This is a genomic window from Pseudomonas sp. MF08831, assembly GCF_059862645.1.
Genome location: NZ_JCBCUX010000003.1, coordinates 410,693 through 428,174 on the forward strand (window position 1 = coordinate 410,693; position 17,482 = coordinate 428,174).

Here is a 17,482-nt window from a genome sequence, read left to right on the forward strand (position 1 = left end):
CATTGGGATTTGCCCCACTCCCCCGGGCACCCTAGAATGCGCCGATGCGCGATGATCTCTCCCTTTTGCTGAACTCCCTCAACGATGCCCAACGCCAGGCCGTAGCAGCCCCCGTTGGCCGTCAGTTGGTCCTGGCCGGTGCTGGCTCCGGTAAAACCCGAGTGCTGGTGCACCGTATCGCCTGGTTGATCCAGGTTGAAAACGCGTCCCCGCATTCCATCCTGTCGGTGACCTTCACCAACAAGGCTGCTGCCGAGATGCGCCACCGCATCGAGCAGTTGATGGGCATCAGCCCGGCCGGCATGTGGGTAGGCACCTTCCACGGCCTGGCCCACCGCTTGTTGCGGGCGCATTGGCAGGAAGCGGGACTGAGCCAGACCTTTCAGATCCTCGACAGTGATGACCAGCAGCGCCTGGTCAAGCGCGTGATCCGCGAGCTGGGCCTGGACGAACAGCGCTGGCCCGCGCGCCAGGCGCAATGGTTTATCAACGGCCAGAAAGACGAAGGCCTGCGCCCGCAACATATTCAGGCCAGCGGCGATTTGTTCCTGGCCACCATGCGCAGCATTTATGAAGCCTACGAGGCCGCCTGCGTGCGTGCCGGCGTGATCGACTTCTCCGAGCTGCTGCTGCGCGCCCTCGACCTGTGGCGCGACAACCCAGGCTTGCTGGCGCATTACCAGAAGCGCTTCCGGCATATCCTGGTGGACGAGTTCCAGGACACCAACGCCGTGCAGTACGCCTGGTTGCGCTTGCTGGCCAAAGGCGGCGACAGCCTGATGGTGGTGGGCGATGACGACCAGTCGATCTACGGCTGGCGTGGCGCAAAAATCGAGAACATCTACCAGTACTCCGACGACTTCCCGGACGCGATCACTATCCGTCTGGAGCAGAATTACCGCTCCACCGCCGGCATCCTCAAGGCTGCCAACGCACTGATCGCCAATAACACCGGGCGCATGGGCAAAGAGCTGTGGACCGACGGCGGCGAAGGCGAAGCAATCAACCTGTACGCCGCGTTCAATGAGCACGATGAAGCGCGTTATGTGGTGGAAACCATCGAAAGCGCGTTGAAAACCGGGCTGGCGCGTAACGATATCGCCATCTTGTACCGCTCCAACGCCCAATCGCGGGTATTGGAAGAAGCCCTGCTGCGCGAACGTATTCCGTACCGCATCTATGGCGGCCAGCGGTTCTTCGAGCGTGCGGAAATCAAGAACGCGATGGCGTACCTGCGCTTGCTCGAGGGCCGTGGTAATGATGCGGCGCTGGAGCGGGTGATCAATGTTCCGGCGCGTGGCATCGGCGAGAAAACCGTCGAGGCCATCCGCGACCACGCGCGCCACGCCGATGTGTCGATGTGGGAAGCCATGCGCTTGCTGATCGCCAATAAGGGCCTGACCGGCCGCGCTGCCGGTGCCTTGGGTGTGTTCGTCGAGCTGATCGAGAACCTCGCCGCCAAATGCGCGGAAATGCCGCTGCATTTGATGACCCAGACCGTGATTGAGCAATCGGGCCTGATCGCCTATCACGAAGCGGAAAAAGGCGAGAAGGGCCAGGCGCGGGTAGAAAACCTTGAAGAACTGGTCAGCGCCGCCCGCGCGTTCGAAAACACTGATGAAGATGAAGAGCTGACGCCGCTTGCCGCCTTCCTCGGGCATGCGTCGCTGGAAGCCGGTGATACCCAGGCCGATGAGCATGAAGACAGCATCCAGCTGATGACCTTGCACAGCGCCAAGGGCCTGGAATTCCCGTATGTGTTCCTGGTGGGCATGGAAGAAGGCCTGTTCCCGCACAAGATGAGCCTGGAAGAGCCCGGCCGCCTTGAGGAAGAACGCCGCCTGGCTTACGTGGGCATCACCCGTGCCATGCAGAACCTGGTGATGACCTACGCCGAAACACGACGCCTGTACGGCAGCGAGACCTACAACAAGGTGTCGCGTTTCGTACGTGAAGTGCCGAAGGGACTGATCCAGGAAGTGCGCCTGTCCAACAGCGTCAGCCGCCCGTTCGGCGGCGGCCAGCAGCAGAGCTCCAGCACCCTGTTTGCCGGTTCCGAGATTCCGGAAACCCAGTTCAGCCTTGGCCAGCAGGTCAGGCATTCGGTGTTCGGCGAAGGCGTGATCCTCAACTTCGAAGGCGCTGGCGCCCAGGCGCGGGTGCAGGTGAATTTCGCCGAAGGCAGCAAGTGGCTGATGATGGGCTACGCCAAGCTCGAAGCGATCTGAAACACTGCATGCTCACTGTTAGGCGCCCGGCTGGCCGGGCGCCTGCAATGTGAAGAATCATGCCCCTCCCTTGTTTTTCGCCTGCTCGGGCCAATATCTGTAACTAGTCCTACAGACCCTTCGGAATTGGTCTTACGTAAAAGCCCGAAACATTATGCCGCTAGCCACTGTCACGACACCTGTGCAACATGGCGCGCGTGCAATCCACAAATGGGAATTCCCTTTATGAAACGTTTTCTTAGCATCGCCATGGCGTTGTGCATCGGCCTGACGATGAGCCTCGACGCCAACGCCAAGCGCTTCGGTGGCGGCAAAAGCATGGGCTCGGCACCGACTCACCAGACCAGCCAAATGGCTCCTTCCGCCGGTGCCGGCGGTGCTGCAGCAACGGCCGGTGCAGCCGGTGCTGCTGGCGCGGCTGCCAAGGCCGGCGGTGCTTCGCGCTGGTTAGGCCCTCTGGCCGGTATCGCCGCCGGTGGCCTGCTCGCATCCATGTTCATGGGCGGCGGCTTCCAGGGCATGCAGATCTTCGACATCCTGATCATGGCGGTTATCGCCTTCTTGATCTTCCGCTTCATCGCCGCCCGTCGCCGCAAGCAGCAGGAGCACATGGCTCCAGCCGGCGCGCCGATGCAGCGTGAAGTCTTCGAGCAAAAACCAACCACAGGTTCGATCTTTGGTGGTTCGCCAGCGCCTGCCACCGCTCGTCCGGTGATTAATGCACCGGCCTGGTTCAACGAAGAGCGTTTCGTCGAAGCGGCCCGCAGCCACTTCCAGTCCCTGCAACAGCACTGGGACGCCAACGAAATGGACAAGATCTCCGAGTTCGTGACCCCACAACTGCTGGAGTTCCTCAAGCGCGAACGTGCCGACCTGGGCGACGGTTTCCAGTCGACCTACATCGACGACCTGCGCGTACAACTGGAAGGTGTGGATGATCGCGCCGACAAGACCATCGCCACCCTGACCTTCAGCGGCGTGTCGAAGACCTCGCGTTTCGACCAGGGCGAAGTGTTCAGCGAAAGCTGGAACATGGAGCGCGCCCAAGGCGACAACCAGCCTTGGCTGGTCGCCGGTATCCGCCAGAACGGCTGATAACCGCACGCTTGAGCACTTGGTAATAAAAACCCCGGACATGTTCCGGGGTTTTCTATTTCGCGGTTGCACTTATAGCGAGCTACTGTATAAAACGCCCTATTAACCGCGCCAACTAGCAAGAGGATCCCGGCCGTGGAAGAAATCATCGAACAATTGCGTGAAGCCAACGAACCGGTCCCGGTTCCTCTGGAACTGCCTGACGAAGACCAAATTGTAGAAATCGAAGAACAACTGTTCATCGACATCCCGTTTGTCTTCCGCGAATTCCTGCTCACCGTCAGCGACGTGGTGTATGGCAGCCTGGAGCCGGTGACGGTTACCGACCCGCAGTCCCACACCTACCTGCCGGACGTGGCCGCCAACGCGTGGGATGCCGGTGTTGACCGCAGCATGATCCCGATCTGCCAGGACGGCGACGACTACTACTGCGTCGAAGAAGACGGCACCGTGGTGCTGTGGTCCGGCGAAGAAGAACTGGTTACCGAAGAAACTTGGGAATCGGTGTGGCACTGGGCGCGGGACGTCTGGCTGGAAAGCTGATTCCGCAAAGCTTTTGTGGCGAGGGCGCTTGCCCCCGCTGGGCTGCGCAGTAGCCCCAACCAGGGTGATGCGCTTTCCAGATGGCGAGGTGACTGTTTTCAGGGCGGCTGCGCAGCCTAGCGCGAGCAGGCTCGCTCGCCACAAGAATGCGCCGCTCGGCTTAGTGCTCCGGCGTGTCCTTGTGGTTATCCAGGGTCTCCAGCAAGGCAACCTGCATCCGCGTATGCACGCGGATGAACCACCGCCACAGCACCGCCGCCACCGCTGCTGCCACCACGGCGATCAGCACCAGCAACTTGTTGGTTGGCAAGATACTGGCCGACAAGGCTGCCAGCAGCAGGAAAATCACCAGCAGCGACAGGATGGGGATCAATTCAGCGATCACTCGTCGTACACGCTGGGTATGCCTTCCGGCCATTTCCGGCTTGACGCTCATCTCTGCCAGCAACATCGACAGCGCCTTGAGCTTGCGATACGCCGCAATCAAAAACGGCAGCGACAACAACAACGCCCCGCCCCAGATCAACGCCTTTTGCCAGCTTGGATCACTGATCCAGCCTTCCAGATACCCACCGATGCGCGCCGCAAAAAAGCCGCCGGCGAAGAAGATCGCCACCACCAATGCCAGGTTTACCCCCACTTGCAGGATGATCTTGCGAATCATCGACGCCAGCATTGCGCCCTCGCCCTGAGGCTGGATGCTGCGCAACCATTCGCCATACATACCGAACACCCGGCTCATGCGCTTGGGCATCACCGCCGCAATCTTCAACGATAACGGGTCGGCGCCGCGAATCAGGTACGGCGTGAGCAGCGTGGTAATCGCCGACACCGCCACGGCCACCGGGTAGAGGAAGTCGCTGGTCACCTGCAAGGTCATCCCCAATGCGGCGATGATGAAGGAAAACTCCCCAATCTGTGACAGCCCCATGCCCACGCGCAGAGAGGTGCGGCCGTCATTGCCGGCGATAAACGCCCCCAGGCCGCAGGACAACATTTTGCCCAGCACCACCGCCACGGTGATTACCGCGATGGGCCAAGCGTATTGCAGCAGGATTTGTGGGTCGATCATCAAGCCAATCGCGACAAAGAAGATCGCGCTGAACATGTCGCGAACCGGCTCGATCAGGCGTTCGATCTTAATCAACTGACGGGACTCGGCCATGATCGCGCCGATCAGGAACGCGCCCAGCACCATGCTGTATTCGAGCTTCACCACCAGCAGGCAGAAGCCGAAACACAGGCCGAGCACAGTGATCAGCAGCATCTCGTTACTGTCGAACTTGGCCACATAGGCCAGCAGGCGCGGCACCAGCAGTATGCCGATGACCAGCGCGACGATCATGAACAGCGAGAGTTTGCCGACGGTGGAAAACACCTCGCCGGAGCTGACCGTGCCGCTGACCGCGATGCTCGACAGCAAGGCAATGATGCCGATACCGAGGATGTCTTCCACGATCAGCACGCCGAAAATCAGCTGGGCAAAGCGCTGGTTTTTCATCTTCAGGTCGTTGAGTGCCTTGACGATGATGGTGGTCGAGGAGATCGCCAGGATGGCGCCGAGGAACAGCGAGTCCATGGTGTTCCAATCGAACCAGCGGCCGATTTCGTAGCCAATCCAGATCATCAGGATGATTTCGAGGAATGCGGCGATAAACGCCGTGGCGCCGACCTTAAACAGCTTGCGCAGGCTGAACTCCAGGCCCAGGCAGAACATCAGGAAGATCACCCCCAGCTCGGCGAGGGTCTTGATGGTGTCTTCGTCGTGGATCAGGCCAAACGGTGGCGTGTGGGGGCCGATAATGAACCCGGCGACGATATACCCCAGCACCACCGGTTGCTTGAGGCGGTGAAACAGGATGGTGACAACCCCTGCCACCAGCATGATCACAGCCAGATCCTGAATAAAACTGATGGCGTGCATGGCGAGGGGCTCCTTGAGGGTACTGGCGCTTTTCCCACTTCCACCGGCACCTATGAACGGTCGCAATATGCGGAAGGAAAAGTCGGCCTTAATCGTAAGAAATGCCCTGAGACGGGCTTTTGAAGGTTAACACCGCGACTTCCGGCAGAAAGCCGGTGCAATATATGGAAACAGATCGGTGCAGGCGTGACGGCAAGCCGCCCACCGGCGTCCCGTTAGGGATGGCGCTGCAAAGATTTCAGCACCCGCAGAGGTGCCACCCCAACCGATGCCTACAACCCGTGAGTGTGCTATGGAACCCGGAAACGCCCAGCTGTCGATGACGGTACTGATGACCCCTGACATGGCCAACTTCTCAGGCAATGTTCACGGCGGCACCCTGCTCAAGTACCTCGACGAAGTGGCCTACGCCTGTGCGAGCCGTTATGCCGGTCGCTATGTGGTGACCTTGTCGGTGGACCAGGTGATTTTTCGCGAACCGATCCATGTCGGCGAGCTGGTGACCTTTCTTGCCTCGGTCAACTACACCGGCAATACGTCGATGGAAGTGGGCATCAAGGTGGTGACCGAGAACATCCGCGAGCGCTCGGTGCGCCATACCAACAGCTGCTTCTTCACCATGGTGGCCGTGGACGACCAGCGCAAACCCGCCGCCGTGCCGCCACTGCAGCCGCACAACAGCGAAGACAAGCGCCGGTTCGTGCAGGCGCAGCAGCGCCGGCAGATTCGCCAGGAGCTGGAAAAGCGCTATCAGGAAATCAAGGCAGACGGGCCGTAAGACCCCAGCTCTAAACCCGATCAACATGTGGGAACGGGCTTGCCCGCGATAGCGATCTGTCAGTAGTGCATGTACTGGCTGACCCACCGCTATCGCGGGTAAGCCCGCTGCCACATGGGTTTTGTTGGGTTACAGACCGATCGGTGTGGCTTCGAAGCGCACGCGAGGATGGGCGATGCGGTCTTGGGCGCGGACCAGCTCCAGCTCGTAGCTGGCGCAGGCCTGGGTTTCCAGCAGCACTTCATGCACCGCAGCGGCCGTGAATTCGAAGGCTGCCAACAGGCTGTCACCGAGCAGCACCCGCGCCAGGAACAGCCCCGACGTCAGGTCGCCCACGCCCACCGGCTGACGCGGGAACGCCAGCAGTGGCCGACGCAAGTGCCAGCTGCCATCGGCAGTCACCAACAGCATCTCAAAACCATCCGGCAGCTTGCCCGGATAATCCAGGTGCTTGACCAGCACGGCCTTGGGTCCGCGCGCCAGCAGCGCCTTGGCCATGCCCAGGCAATCGAACAGCGATTGCGGCTTGCGCCCGGCAAAGCTGTCCAGCTCCAGTTGGTTGGGGCAAAGGAAATCCGCCATCGCTGCCGCTTCGTCCAACAGGAAATCGCTGACTTCCTGAGGCACGATGCAACCCTTTTCCGGGTGGCCCATCACCGGGTCGCACAAGTACAAGGCCTTGGGGTTGATGGCCTTGATGCGCGCCACGCCCGTCAAAATCGCACGGCCCTGGGCCGCACTGCCGAGGTAGCCAGACAGCACGGCATCGCAGTTACCCAACTCGCCGATTGCGGCAATCCCTTCCACCAGCGCCGGAATTTGCTGCGGCGCCAACACTTCGCCCGCCCACTGTCCATACTGAGTGTGATTGGAGAACTGCACCGTGTTGAGCGGCCAGACATTCACCCCGACCCGCTGCATGGGGAACACGGCGGCGCTGTTTCCGGCGTGGCCAAAAACCACATGAGACTGGATCGCAAGCAGATGAGGTGTGCGTTTCATGCGGGAGATTTCCGTAAAGCCATTGAAATTCTGGCCGCGCAGTATGCGACTAAACACGGCCTGTACGACAGACCAGAGACACAGTTAAGCTGCTCTCACTTTGTTGGAGTTCATGGCATGCTGACCCTGGGAAACATCTTTGTGTTGATGCTGCTGGCGACCGGCGCCGCCTGGGTCTGGCACAACCACGGCCTGCGCGAGCGGGCGCTGGAGCGGGTCAAGCAGCATTGCGCCAAGCTCGATATCGAGCTGCTCGATGGCGCGGTGGCGTTGAAACGCATCGGTTTTGTGAAGGATGCCAAGGGCCGGCGGCGTCTGGCGCGCATCTATAACTTTGAGTTCACCGTAACCGGCGAAGCCCGCCATCCCGGGACGATCACTCAGTTTGGCGCTCACAGCGCGCAGATCGAACTGGCGCCCTACCCGTTCGAGATCAAAACGCCGCTGCCCAGCGCTGAAGTGATCGAGCTGAGCCAATGGCGCCAGGACCACGCCAGCAAGAACCGTCACTGACGGCAGGCGGCTAAAGCGTCCTGCAATACAGCCACGTCCTGTGGCTGGCCGAAGATCAATTCAATACGTGAGTCACGGCGCCATTCGCTCGGTTGCCAGAGAAGTGCGCCGTTATCCACCGCGTTGGCGCTGAGCCATCCTTCAGGGCTGTGGATAACCAGTTTGGCGCGCCGCCACACCAGATTTGTCAGCCAGCCGTGCAGGCGCACGGTGTCGAAGCGCTGGCCAGGATGCCAGCGCCAGCCGATGCTCCAGCCGTCTTCTTGAGCCTGGCTGAGGCAGATTGGCAGCGTCGGATCGGTCCAGATCGCCGGTATCTGCGCTAAGCCTTGGGGCACTTCGACGTTATCCACAGCAGTGCGGCCTTTCGCATCCAAGCCGGGCAACAGGTCGAGCGGCACGTGCGCCTGGCGCGTCCAGTAAAGCGGGCAGTCGGGTAATTGCTGTTCAATGGCCTGGCGCTGCGCGGCATCCAGCGCCTCATCCTTGTTCAACACCAATAGCCCGGCACTGGCCAGCGTCTCGCGTTGCGCATCAGGCAAGGGTTTACCCGCCGCCAGCGCCTGGGCATCCAGCACCAGCACGCACGGCTGAACGGCGAGCACCTGTTGCCACGGCGCCTGGCGCAGTTGTTTGAGTAGCTGCGCCGGATGGCCCAGCCCGGAGGGCTCGATAAACAGCCGATCAGGCTTGGCCTTACGCAGCAGGCGGCCCAGGCCTACCTGGAACGGTGCACCATTCACACAACACAGGCAGCCGCCTGCCACCTCGCCCAAAGCAATGCCGTCGTCATCCTGAGTGAGCAAGGCAGCGTCCAGACCGATCTGCCCGAACTCGTTGATCAACACGGCCCAGCGCTCGTTGGCCGGGCGTTGGGCGAGCAGGTGTTTGATCAGGCTGGTCTTGCCGGCGCCCAACGGCCCGGCAATCACGTGGGTGGGAATATTCTGCAGCATCAGTGGCATCATTCAGACCGTGTAGAGAGCTTGATCCTACCCGGTTATGCGAGCCAATCCAGCGTCAGGATCAACCGCCGCTCATCAGCCTTGAGTGCAGGCGAGCGATGAATCAAGCCGTGAGCTTCGTTGCCATGCCATTGCGTGCCCTTGAGCATGGCGACTTCGCCACAGAGGATCTGCTCGATGCGCTCGGTGGGTTCCGCGTCCGACTGTGCCAGTTTGCGGCGGTCCATAACGCCTTCGCGCAACCACTGGCTACCAATGCCGGCGTAGGTGGTGATCAGTCGCACCGGCACATGGTCAACGTGAAAACGCGGGCACATGGCCTTGTCCAGCAGCCGCAAGCGCACGCCAATGCGCTTGGCGCCCAGCAAACAGGCAAACGCGCTGACCAACCAAGACACATCAGCAATAAAGCCCTCGTAGCCTTCAAGATCTCGGCAACCGGACGCCAACCCCTGCAAGTTCGGCACCGCGTCTTCGGCATTGAGCTCGATGACAAAGGAGTCGGCCAGCGGCTCGTTCAGCGCAACCAGCAAGGCTCCAAACTCGGCGATATGCAGAGGCAACTGGCGTTGCCAAACCGCCAGGTTCACCCCGTCTTCCAGGATGTCAGCCAGCGCCAGCGGCGTTTCACCGCACGTTTGGCGGATCACGGGGCGCAATGGAATAACCGGGGCCAGCATCAGGCTACCTGCTCGAACCAAGGGCCAAAGGGATCAGCCAGCAGGCGCCAACCTTCGACGCCAACGGCCATTTCTTCATCGGTGAGCAGGCAGGCGTCCAGTTCGGCGCGCATCTGGTTGAAGTCGATATTTTGCCCGATGAACACTAATTCCTGACGGCAATCACCGGTACTCAGCTGCCAGTTGGCCATGATCGCCGCTACGCTTTCTTCATCCTGCGGCCATTGGCTTTTCGGCACAAAACGCCACCAGCGCCCGGCAAAACCATGGCGCATCAGCCCGCCAGCCTGGGACCAACTGCCTGCATCCTGATGCTTGCTGGCCAGCCAGAAAAAGCCTTTGGAGCGCAGCAGTTTGCCGTTCACCCACGGGCGGTCGATAAAGTCGAAAAAACGCTGAGGATGAAACGGCCGGCGCGCGCGATAAGCCGTGGAGGCGATGCCGTACTCTTCGGTTTCCGGCACATGTTCACCGCGCAGTTCCTGTAACCAACCTGGCGCTTGGGCGGCGCGCTCGAAGTCGAAGCGACCGGTGTTGAGGATTTTGTTCAGCGGCACTTCGCCCATGACCATCGGGATAATTTCGGCCTGAGCGTTGAGTCGTTCGAGAATCGCCATCAGTTCCTCGCGCTCACGGCTGCTGATCAGGTCGATCTTGCTGATCAGGATTACGTCAGCGAATTCGATCTGCTCGATCAGCAGGTCGGTGATTGAGCGTTCGTCCTCCTCTCCCAGGGTTTCACCACGTGAGGCCAGGCTTTCCGCGGCCTGGTAGTCGAGCAGGAAATTCATGCCGTCGACCACGGTGACCATAGTGTCCAGACGCGCAATATCGGCCAGACTTTGCTCGTTTTCGTCGCGGAAGGTGAAGGTTTCGGCCACGGGTAACGGCTCGGAAATGCCGGTGGATTCGATCAACAGGTAATCGAACCGACCTTCCTTGGCGAGTTTTCCGACTTCTTCCAGCAAGTCTTCACGCAAGGTGCAGCAGATGCAGCCGTTGCTCATCTCCACCAGTTTTTCTTCGGAGCGGTTGAGGGTGACGTCGCGCTGCACCTCGCTGCCGTCGATGTTGATTTCGCTCATGTCGTTGACGATCACCGCCACCCGCAGGTTGTCGCGGTTGCGCAGGACATAGTTGAGCAGCGTGCTTTTACCCGCGCCGAGAAATCCGGATAACACGGTAACGGGGAGACGATTGGGCATCAGGTGTTCCTCATCAGGGTTGGCCGGTCAAATCGCCCGTTGATGGCGTTCGCGCAGCTCTTCACGTTCTTTGGCTTCGATACTCAGGGTCGCTGTGGGGCGCAGCAGCAGGCGTTTCAGGCCAATGGGGTCGCCGGTTTCACGGCACCAGCCGTATTCGCCACGGGCCAGCAGTTCAAGAGCGTCGTCGATCTTGTCCAGCAGCTTTTTTTCGCGTTCCAGCCGGCGCAGTTGCCATTGGCGCTGTTCTTCGGCGCTGCCCACATCGGCGGGGTCGCTGTTGGTTTCCTGCTCACGCAGCACCAGGAACTCAGCGTCGATGCGTGCTTGCAGTTCAGAACGCTGGCCCAGCAGCAGCTCGCGGAAGAAACCTTGCTGGGCTTCATTCATGTAATCGTTGGGCGATAGGGCAAGAAGGTCTTGTTCAGTCATGGAGAACGGTTCACGGGTCAGGCTGTGTTTTCATGTTATAGTATAACAATGCAATTAAGCCAATCCCCCTTGCTCGTCACGACGAAGGGCGCAATGCTTGAGTCCGTTCCGGTCCCCGAGAAACTTTATGAAATACCTGGTGTGCGCCCTGTTGTTGGCAGTGGCAGGACCGGCCTGCGCACAAACGCCGAGCCTGTCGGCTACCTGCGTGCGCAGCGCCAACCTGCTGGCTTGCGTGGATCCGCTGGGGAATGCCTACAGCGTGGCGACTGCCGGCGGCACCACGTATTTGCGCGGTTTCGAGGTGATCGGCAAACGCTACTGGGCACAGACCAACAGCCGCTATGGGCAGTTGACGTTCTTTACCGGGTTGGCGTCCGACGGTGAGGCGTGGGTCGGCTACACGCGCCGCGTGGGCTGGACCACCATCAACCGGTTTTCCAGCTCAGGCGGCACCAGCGCGAAGTTCACGTGCAGCCGCATTACCGGCTGTTAGACCTGGCCGCTCTTCTGCTCCTGAACCCACGCCATGTAGCTGTTCATCGGTGGGTTCTTCTCGAAGTACTTTTTCAGGCCTTCGAAAAGCCCATCCGCCACCGCCTGTTGATGGCGCGCGGTGACCAGCCGCTGGGCGTCCTGGGTGTTGGAAATGAACCCGGTCTCGACCAGGATCGACGGCACATCCGGTGACTTGAGCACCGCAAACCCTGCCTGCTCCACGCGCTTCTGGTGCAGCGTGGTGATGTTTTGCAGGCTGCCCAACACCGAGCTGCCCAGCTGCAGGCTGGAGGCGATGGTGGCGTTCATCGACATGTCGAGAATCACCCCGGCCAGCATCGGGTCCTTGTCCTTGAGATTGAGCAAGGTGGTGGCGCCCAGCAGGTCTGCGCCATTTTCACGCTGCGCCATGAAGCGCGCCGTGGCGGAGGTGGCGCCGCCTTCAGACAACGCATACACCGACGCCCCGGAGGCCGTGAGCCGTGGCGCGGCGTCGGCGTGCACCGAGATAAACATATCCGCCTTGTGCTGACGGGCGATGTCCACGCGCTTGCGCAGCGGTACGAAGAAGTCGTCGTTGCGCACCAGTTTCACGTCAAAGCCCTTCTCACGCTTCAAGCGTTTGGCCAGCAATTGGGCGATGGACAGCACCACGTCCTTTTCGCGCTGGCCCTTGGAACCGATGGCGCCTGGGTCTTTGCCGCCGTGGCCGGGATCGACTACTACGATGATGTCGCGCTTGGGATGCGCCTTGTCCACCGGCGCCACCAGAGGCTGCGGCTGCGCGGCGATCTGGCGCGGCGCGTGGGTGGCGCCGGTCAGGTCGAGTACCAGGCGATGACCTTGGCCATCCTGCGGCGGCAACAAGAAGCTGTTGAGCTGCATCGGTGCGGCCAGGTCCAGCACGATGCGCGTATCGGCTTTACCAAAATGCCCGGAGCGGATCGAAGTGATTCCGCTGTTCTTCAAGGCCAACTGCGAGAAATCACCGCTGAGCCCGGCGCCGCTCAGGTCGATGATCACGCGTTCCGGTGAGGTCAGGGAAAAGGTCTTGTATTGCACCGGGCCGCTGAGGTCGAACACCAGCCGCAGTTTGTCGTCGGAGCGCCACAGGCGCGCATTACGAATCTGCGTGGCAAAAGCCCCCAATGGAAAGGTGAACAGCGGGCTGACCAGCAGCAGGTTGAGGAGCTGACGTCTGTGCATGACATATACCGCGAATAGAGGAGCGTCCCTGCTCGACATGACTGAAGAAAGGCTGGAGCAGAAAAATCATCGTCGACTCAATAGTTATAATATAACATGTCTTTTTATTTCCAACGATGGACCTGCTCATGAATGCGCTGACTCTGCCGGATATCGCCGCGCAGGCTTCACGCCAAGCCTTGCCGCTCGATTGGGTAGGCATGTGCGGCATCGCCTTGCCCATTCTTATCGACGGCCAACGCCTGACTGCCTCCGCCGATGCCGGCGTCAGCCTGGACGACGGCGAGGCCCGCGGCATTCATATGTCGCGCCTGTACCTGGCCCTGGAAATGCTCGACCAGCAGCTTCTTACGCCTGCACTTCTGCGTAATGTACTGCAGCGCTTTCTACAGAGTCATGAAGGATTATCTAAGAACGCCTACCTACGAATTCACACGGATTTGCTGCTTAAACGCCCGGCGTTGGTCAGCCCATTGGCTGGCTGGAAAGGCTACCCGGTGTGCATTGAGGCACGTCTGGAAAATCAGATGTTCCACGTGGAACTAAAAATTGACGTTACTTATTCCTCGACCTGCCCCTGCTCCGCTGCGCTCGCCAGGCAATTGATTCAGCAGCAATTTCTTCAAGATTTCGCCGGCACGCCGCTGCAACACGAAGACGTACTCACCTGGCTCGGCAACGCTAACGGCATCGTCGCCACGCCCCACAGCCAACGCAGCAGCGCCCAGCTCTCTATTGAGTTGGACGCCAATCAGTCCACCTTGCCGCTCACCGAACTGATCGATGACGTCGAAGCTGCGCTCGGCACCGCCGTGCAAACCGCGGTGAAACGTGCGGACGAACAAGCCTTCGCGCTGGCCAACGGGCAAAACCTGATGTTCTGTGAAGACGCCGCACGCCGCCTCAACCTCGCCTTGAAACGCTCGGATGCCGTCAAAGCCTTCCACCTGAAAGTGATCCACGCCGAAAGCCTGCACGCGCACGATGCCGTGGCTGAAAGCCGCTGGACGAGAGACTCTGCATGATCACCTGTAACGCTTTGCGCTGGGGTGCACCTGGGCAACCGCTCACCCCAGCGCTGGATTTGACCCTGGAAAAAGGCAGCCTCACCGGCATCATCGGCGCCAACGGCACCGGCAAAAGCAGCTTGCTCAAAGTGATCGCCGGCTTGCAAAAACCGCTGGCGGGCAAGGTCAGTGTGGAGGTTCCGCGCCGTGGTGGCCTGTCGTTCCTGCCGCAGCAGCAGCACTTGGATCGCCAGTTCCCCATCAGCTTGCAAGAGCTGGTCGCCGCCGGCTTCTGGGGCACCCAGCTCACGCCACCCCAACGCAACGAACGTCTGCAGGCAGTCCTGGAGGACTGGTGCCTCAGTGGGCTGGAACATCGCCCACTGATGGCCTTGTCCGGCGGCGAACTGCAACGCGCCCTGCTCGCCCGCATGAGCCTCGCCGAAGCGCCCGTGTTGTTGCTCGACGAACCCCATGCCGCCCTCGATGAAGACGGACAGGCGCTGTGCTGGAAACACATTCACGCCTGGCACGACCAAGGCCGCACGATCATCGTCGTCTGTCACGACCTGGCCTCCGTGCGCCACCACACCCAGCACGTGGTGCAGATCAAAAGCACCGGCTGCGTGTTCGGCCCCAGCAAAGAGCTGATCCGCCCGCAACCTCACATGCAGGTGGCCTGATGCATTTTGCCGCCCACCTGTGGATGCCTTTTTTCGACTTCGTGTTCATGCGCCGCGCACTCATCGGCGGGCTGGTGCTCGCCTGCAGCACCGCGCCGCTGGGTGTGTTTCTGATCCTGCGGCGCATGAGCCTGATCGGCGACGCCGTAGCTCACGGCATCCTGCCCGGCGCCGCGCTTGGCTTCTGGTTTGCCGGGCTGAGCCTGCCCGCGCTGACCATCGGCGGTCTTGGCGCCGGCCTGAGCATGGCCGGTTTATCCGCGTGGATCACCCGCCGCACGGGCCTGCGTGAAGACGCCAGCCTCGCCGCCATCTACCCGATCTCCCTCGCCGCCGGCGTGCTGATCCTCGGCATCGCAGGCAAACGCCTGGACCTGCTGCACCTGCTGTTCGGGTCCGCATTGGCCGTGGATGAAACCACCCTCACCGGGATGCTCTGGGTCTCCGGTTTCAGCCTGATCGCCATGGCGCTGATCTACAAACCGTTGCTGCTCGACACCCTGGACCCACTGTTCCTGCAAACCGTCAGCCGCCTCGGCCCGCTCGCTCATGGGTTATTTCTGACCTTGGTGGTGCTGAACCTGGTGATCGGTTTCCAGGCCATCGGCGCGTTGATGGTGGTGGGGTTGATGATGTTGCCGGCGATTGCTTCACGGTTCTGGAGCCGGCGCCTGCCGGTGTTGATTGCAGTATCGGCGGTGCTGGGATGCCTGTCGGTGTGGTTCGGTTTGTTGCTGTCGTTCTACTACTCACTGCCCAGCGGCCCGGCCATCGTGCTGGTGGCAGGCGGCGGGTATTTGCTGTCCGTGGTCTTCGGTCCGGTGCACGGCTTGCTGCGCCGCCCGCCCTTGCTTACATCCCAATGAGGTGTTTCCCGATGCGCGCTTTACTCGTGATGTTCAGCCTTCTGCTGCCCTTGTCGATGGCTCAGGCCGCCGACAGACTTCAAGTGGTTACCAGCTTCAGTATTCTGGATGACATCACCCACCAGATCGGTGGCGATCACATCCAGATCAGCAACATGGTCGGCCCGGACGCCGACGCCCATACCTACGAACCCACGCCGGACGACGCCAAGGCGCTGCTCAAGGCCCGGGTCATCATCAAGAATGGCCTTGGCTTTGAACCCTGGCTGGACCGCCTGGTGACCAGCACCGAAACAAAAGCCACGGTCGTGACCGCCAGCAAAGGCGTGATCTCTCACACCATGGAAGAAGACGGTGAAACCATCCCCGACCCGCACGCCTGGCATAACTTGGCCAACGCCGAAATCTATGTGAACAACATCACCAAGGCGTTGATTGCCGCCGACCCGGCCAACAAAGCCGATTACCAGCGCAACAGCCAAACCTACCTGAAAGAAATCTACCGCTTGCTGGTCGAGGCCAAGACCAAGTTCGGCGCGCTGCCACCGGGCAACCGCCGCATCGTCACCTCGCATGACGCCTTCGGTTACCTGGGCCAGGCTTACGGCATTCAGTTCCTCGCGCCCCAGGGTCTGTCGACTGAACGCGAACCGTCTGCCGCCGAGGTCGCTGCGCTGATCACCCAGATCCGCAAAGACAAGGTCAAAGCCGTGTTCATGGAAAACATCAAAGACTCACGCCTGCTCAAGCAGATTGCTGACGAAAGCGGCGCGCAGATCGGCGGCACGTTGTACTCCGACGCCCTCGCCGCCCAAGGCCCGGCCAGCACCTTCACCGGGCTGTTCGAATACAACCTCAACACCCTGTGCGCAGCCCTGAGCAAGCCATGACCCTGAGCCTGCTCGACCTGGAAGAGGCTGCCATGGGCAGCCGCTTTCCACTCGACACCGTGCTCGACGCCGTGGCGTGGAACAGCGATGGCCTGATTGCCGCCGTCGCCCAGCAACACGGCAGCGGCGAGGTGTTGATGCTGGCCTGGATGAACCGCCAGGCCCTCACCGAAACCCTGGCCACCGGGCAAGTCTGCTATTGGTCGCGCTCGCGCGGGCAGCTGTGGCGCAAAGGTGAAAGCTCCGGCCACTGGCAACAACTGGTCGAGGCCCGGCTGGATTGCGACGGCGACGCAGTGCTGCTGATCGTCGACCAACAAGGCCCGGCCTGCCACACCGGCCGGCCCACCTGCTTCTACAACGCCATCGACGGCGCCTACGTTCATGTCATTACGGAGCCCTCCGCATGATCCGCAAGAACCCTTCCGGCGATCTGCCGGTGATTGCCGAATCGGCCTACGTGGATAAAACCGCGATCATCTGCGGCAAGGTCATCATCGGCGAGAACGTCTTCGTCGGCCCTTACGCCGTGATCCGCGCTGACGAAGTCGACGCCACCGGCGACATGGACCCGATCACCATCGGCGCCAATTCGAACATTCAGGATGGCGTGGTTATTCATTCCAAATCCGGCGCGGCGGTGACCATTGGAGAATTTACCTCCATCGCGCATCGCTCCATCGTCCATGGCCCCTGCACCGTCGGCGACCGCGTGTTTATCGGCTTCAACAGCGTGCTGTTCAACTGCGCCGTCGGCGATGGCTGCGTGGTGCGCCACAACTCGGTGGTCGACGGCCGCGACTTGCCCGCCGCGTTCTATGTGCCCTCCACCACCCGCATCGGCCCGAACACCGACCTGTCGCAATTCCCGCCGGTGAGTGTCAGCGCCTCGGAGTTTTCTGAAGACGTGGCGCGCACCAACGTCGACCTGGTGCGTGGTTACAAAGCCCTGCAAAACGAGTTCTGA

19 protein-coding genes are annotated in these 17,482 nt (G+C 61.0%); 12 read left to right on the top strand and 7 right to left on the bottom strand.

The window, feature by feature from the left end:
• Window positions 1-44 precede the first annotated feature (44 nt).
• The 3 genes from uvrD (at window position 45) to AC19YS_RS08095 (ending at window position 3,866) form a co-directional block, all read left to right on the top strand.
• Complete coding sequence (gene uvrD / locus AC19YS_RS08085) at window positions 45-2,228, top strand: DNA helicase II (RefSeq protein ID WP_106575925.1); 2,184 nt, start codon at window positions 45-47, stop codon at window positions 2,226-2,228.
• A 225-nt stretch (window positions 2,229-2,453) separates the two neighbouring features.
• Window positions 2,454-3,323 carry a Tim44 domain-containing protein gene (locus AC19YS_RS08090; RefSeq protein WP_106575926.1) on the top strand — a complete coding sequence of 290 codons (870 nt, stop codon included), beginning with the start codon at window positions 2,454-2,456 and terminating at the stop codon, window positions 3,321-3,323.
• Between the two features lie 135 nt (window positions 3,324-3,458).
• Window positions 3,459-3,866, top strand: a complete 408-nt coding sequence (locus tag AC19YS_RS08095) for an SMI1/KNR4 family protein (protein ID WP_017135771.1) — start codon at window positions 3,459-3,461, stop codon at window positions 3,864-3,866.
• Window positions 3,867-4,026: 160 nt separating this feature from the next.
• Here AC19YS_RS08095 and AC19YS_RS08100 read toward each other — a convergent pair whose 3' ends face one another.
• A complete protein-coding gene (locus AC19YS_RS08100) occupies window positions 4,027-5,790 on the bottom strand; it encodes a cation:proton antiporter (protein ID WP_169367877.1) in 1,764 nt (587 codons plus the stop codon).
• A gap of 292 nt (window positions 5,791-6,082) precedes the next feature.
• Between AC19YS_RS08100 and AC19YS_RS08105 the strand changes: the two genes are divergently transcribed.
• Window positions 6,083-6,568, top strand: a complete 486-nt coding sequence (locus AC19YS_RS08105) for an acyl-CoA thioesterase (protein ID WP_076013223.1) — start codon at window positions 6,083-6,085, stop codon at window positions 6,566-6,568.
• 129 nt (window positions 6,569-6,697) lie between these two features.
• On the opposite strand, the gene pdxY is transcribed toward AC19YS_RS08105, so the two are convergent.
• A complete protein-coding gene (gene pdxY / locus AC19YS_RS08110; protein WP_106575928.1) occupies window positions 6,698-7,570 on the bottom strand; it encodes a pyridoxal kinase PdxY in 873 nt (290 codons plus the stop codon).
• A gap of 117 nt (window positions 7,571-7,687) precedes the next feature.
• Here pdxY and AC19YS_RS08115 point away from each other — a divergent pair, with 117 nt between their 5' ends.
• Window positions 7,688-8,083: a DUF3301 domain-containing protein gene (locus tag AC19YS_RS08115; RefSeq protein ID WP_106575929.1), complete on the top strand. Its 396-nt coding sequence runs from the start codon at window positions 7,688-7,690 to the stop codon at window positions 8,081-8,083.
• On the opposite strand, the gene AC19YS_RS08120 is transcribed toward AC19YS_RS08115, so the two are convergent.
• The 4 genes from AC19YS_RS08120 to dksA are packed head-to-tail and all read right to left on the bottom strand — an operon-like array spanning window position 8,077 to window position 11,365.
• Complete coding sequence (locus AC19YS_RS08120; protein WP_500601411.1) at window positions 8,077-9,039, bottom strand: CobW family GTP-binding protein; 963 nt, start codon at window positions 9,037-9,039, stop codon at window positions 8,077-8,079. The two genes, AC19YS_RS08115 and AC19YS_RS08120, sit on opposite strands and share 7 nt — an antisense overlap.
• Window positions 9,040-9,083: 44 nt before the next feature.
• Window positions 9,084-9,728 (bottom strand): DUF1826 domain-containing protein, encoded by a 645-nt coding sequence (locus AC19YS_RS08125; protein WP_179676449.1) that lies wholly within the window; start codon window positions 9,726-9,728, stop codon window positions 9,084-9,086.
• Window positions 9,728-10,933 carry a zinc metallochaperone GTPase ZigA gene (gene zigA, locus AC19YS_RS08130; RefSeq protein ID WP_500601413.1) on the bottom strand — a complete coding sequence of 402 codons (1,206 nt, stop codon included), beginning with the start codon at window positions 10,931-10,933 and terminating at the stop codon, window positions 9,728-9,730. The genes AC19YS_RS08125 and zigA overlap by 1 nt, the downstream gene beginning before the upstream one ends.
• Window positions 10,934-10,960: 27 nt before the next feature.
• A complete protein-coding gene (dksA, locus tag AC19YS_RS08135) occupies window positions 10,961-11,365 on the bottom strand; it encodes an RNA polymerase-binding protein DksA (protein WP_500601415.1) in 405 nt (134 codons plus the stop codon).
• A 127-nt stretch (window positions 11,366-11,492) separates the two neighbouring features.
• On the opposite strand from dksA, the gene AC19YS_RS08140 reads away from it, so the two are divergent.
• Window positions 11,493-11,861 carry a glutamine synthetase gene (locus AC19YS_RS08140; protein ID WP_200624098.1) on the top strand — a complete coding sequence of 123 codons (369 nt, stop codon included), beginning with the start codon at window positions 11,493-11,495 and terminating at the stop codon, window positions 11,859-11,861.
• On the opposite strand, the gene AC19YS_RS08145 is transcribed toward AC19YS_RS08140, so the two are convergent.
• Window positions 11,858-13,069, bottom strand: a complete 1,212-nt coding sequence (locus tag AC19YS_RS08145) for an N-acetylmuramoyl-L-alanine amidase (protein WP_200624099.1) — start codon at window positions 13,067-13,069, stop codon at window positions 11,858-11,860. The genes AC19YS_RS08140 and AC19YS_RS08145 overlap by 4 nt on opposite strands.
• A gap of 128 nt (window positions 13,070-13,197) precedes the next feature.
• Between AC19YS_RS08145 and folE2 the strand changes: the two genes are divergently transcribed.
• Genes folE2 through AC19YS_RS08175 form a run of 6 tightly spaced genes read left to right on the top strand, consistent with a single transcriptional unit; the run spans window position 13,198 to window position 17,482 of the window.
• A complete protein-coding gene (folE2, locus tag AC19YS_RS08150) occupies window positions 13,198-14,094 on the top strand; it encodes a GTP cyclohydrolase FolE2 (RefSeq protein ID WP_500601417.1) in 897 nt (298 codons plus the stop codon).
• Complete coding sequence (locus AC19YS_RS08155; protein WP_106575937.1) at window positions 14,091-14,759, top strand: metal ABC transporter ATP-binding protein; 669 nt, start codon at window positions 14,091-14,093, stop codon at window positions 14,757-14,759. The genes folE2 and AC19YS_RS08155 overlap by 4 nt, the downstream gene beginning before the upstream one ends.
• A complete protein-coding gene (locus AC19YS_RS08160) occupies window positions 14,759-15,625 on the top strand; it encodes a metal ABC transporter permease (protein WP_106575938.1) in 867 nt (288 codons plus the stop codon). The genes AC19YS_RS08155 and AC19YS_RS08160 overlap by 1 nt, the downstream gene beginning before the upstream one ends.
• A gap of 11 nt (window positions 15,626-15,636) precedes the next feature.
• A complete protein-coding gene (locus tag AC19YS_RS08165) occupies window positions 15,637-16,515 on the top strand; it encodes a metal ABC transporter substrate-binding protein (protein ID WP_500601418.1) in 879 nt (292 codons plus the stop codon).
• The gene (gene hisI / locus AC19YS_RS08170; protein ID WP_179610051.1) at window positions 16,512-16,925 is read left to right on the top strand and encodes a phosphoribosyl-AMP cyclohydrolase; all 414 of its coding nucleotides are present in this window, start codon (window positions 16,512-16,514) and stop codon (window positions 16,923-16,925) included. The genes AC19YS_RS08165 and hisI overlap by 4 nt, the downstream gene beginning before the upstream one ends.
• Window positions 16,922-17,482 carry a gamma carbonic anhydrase family protein gene (locus tag AC19YS_RS08175; protein ID WP_017135756.1) on the top strand — a complete coding sequence of 187 codons (561 nt, stop codon included), beginning with the start codon at window positions 16,922-16,924 and terminating at the stop codon, window positions 17,480-17,482. The genes hisI and AC19YS_RS08175 overlap by 4 nt, the downstream gene beginning before the upstream one ends.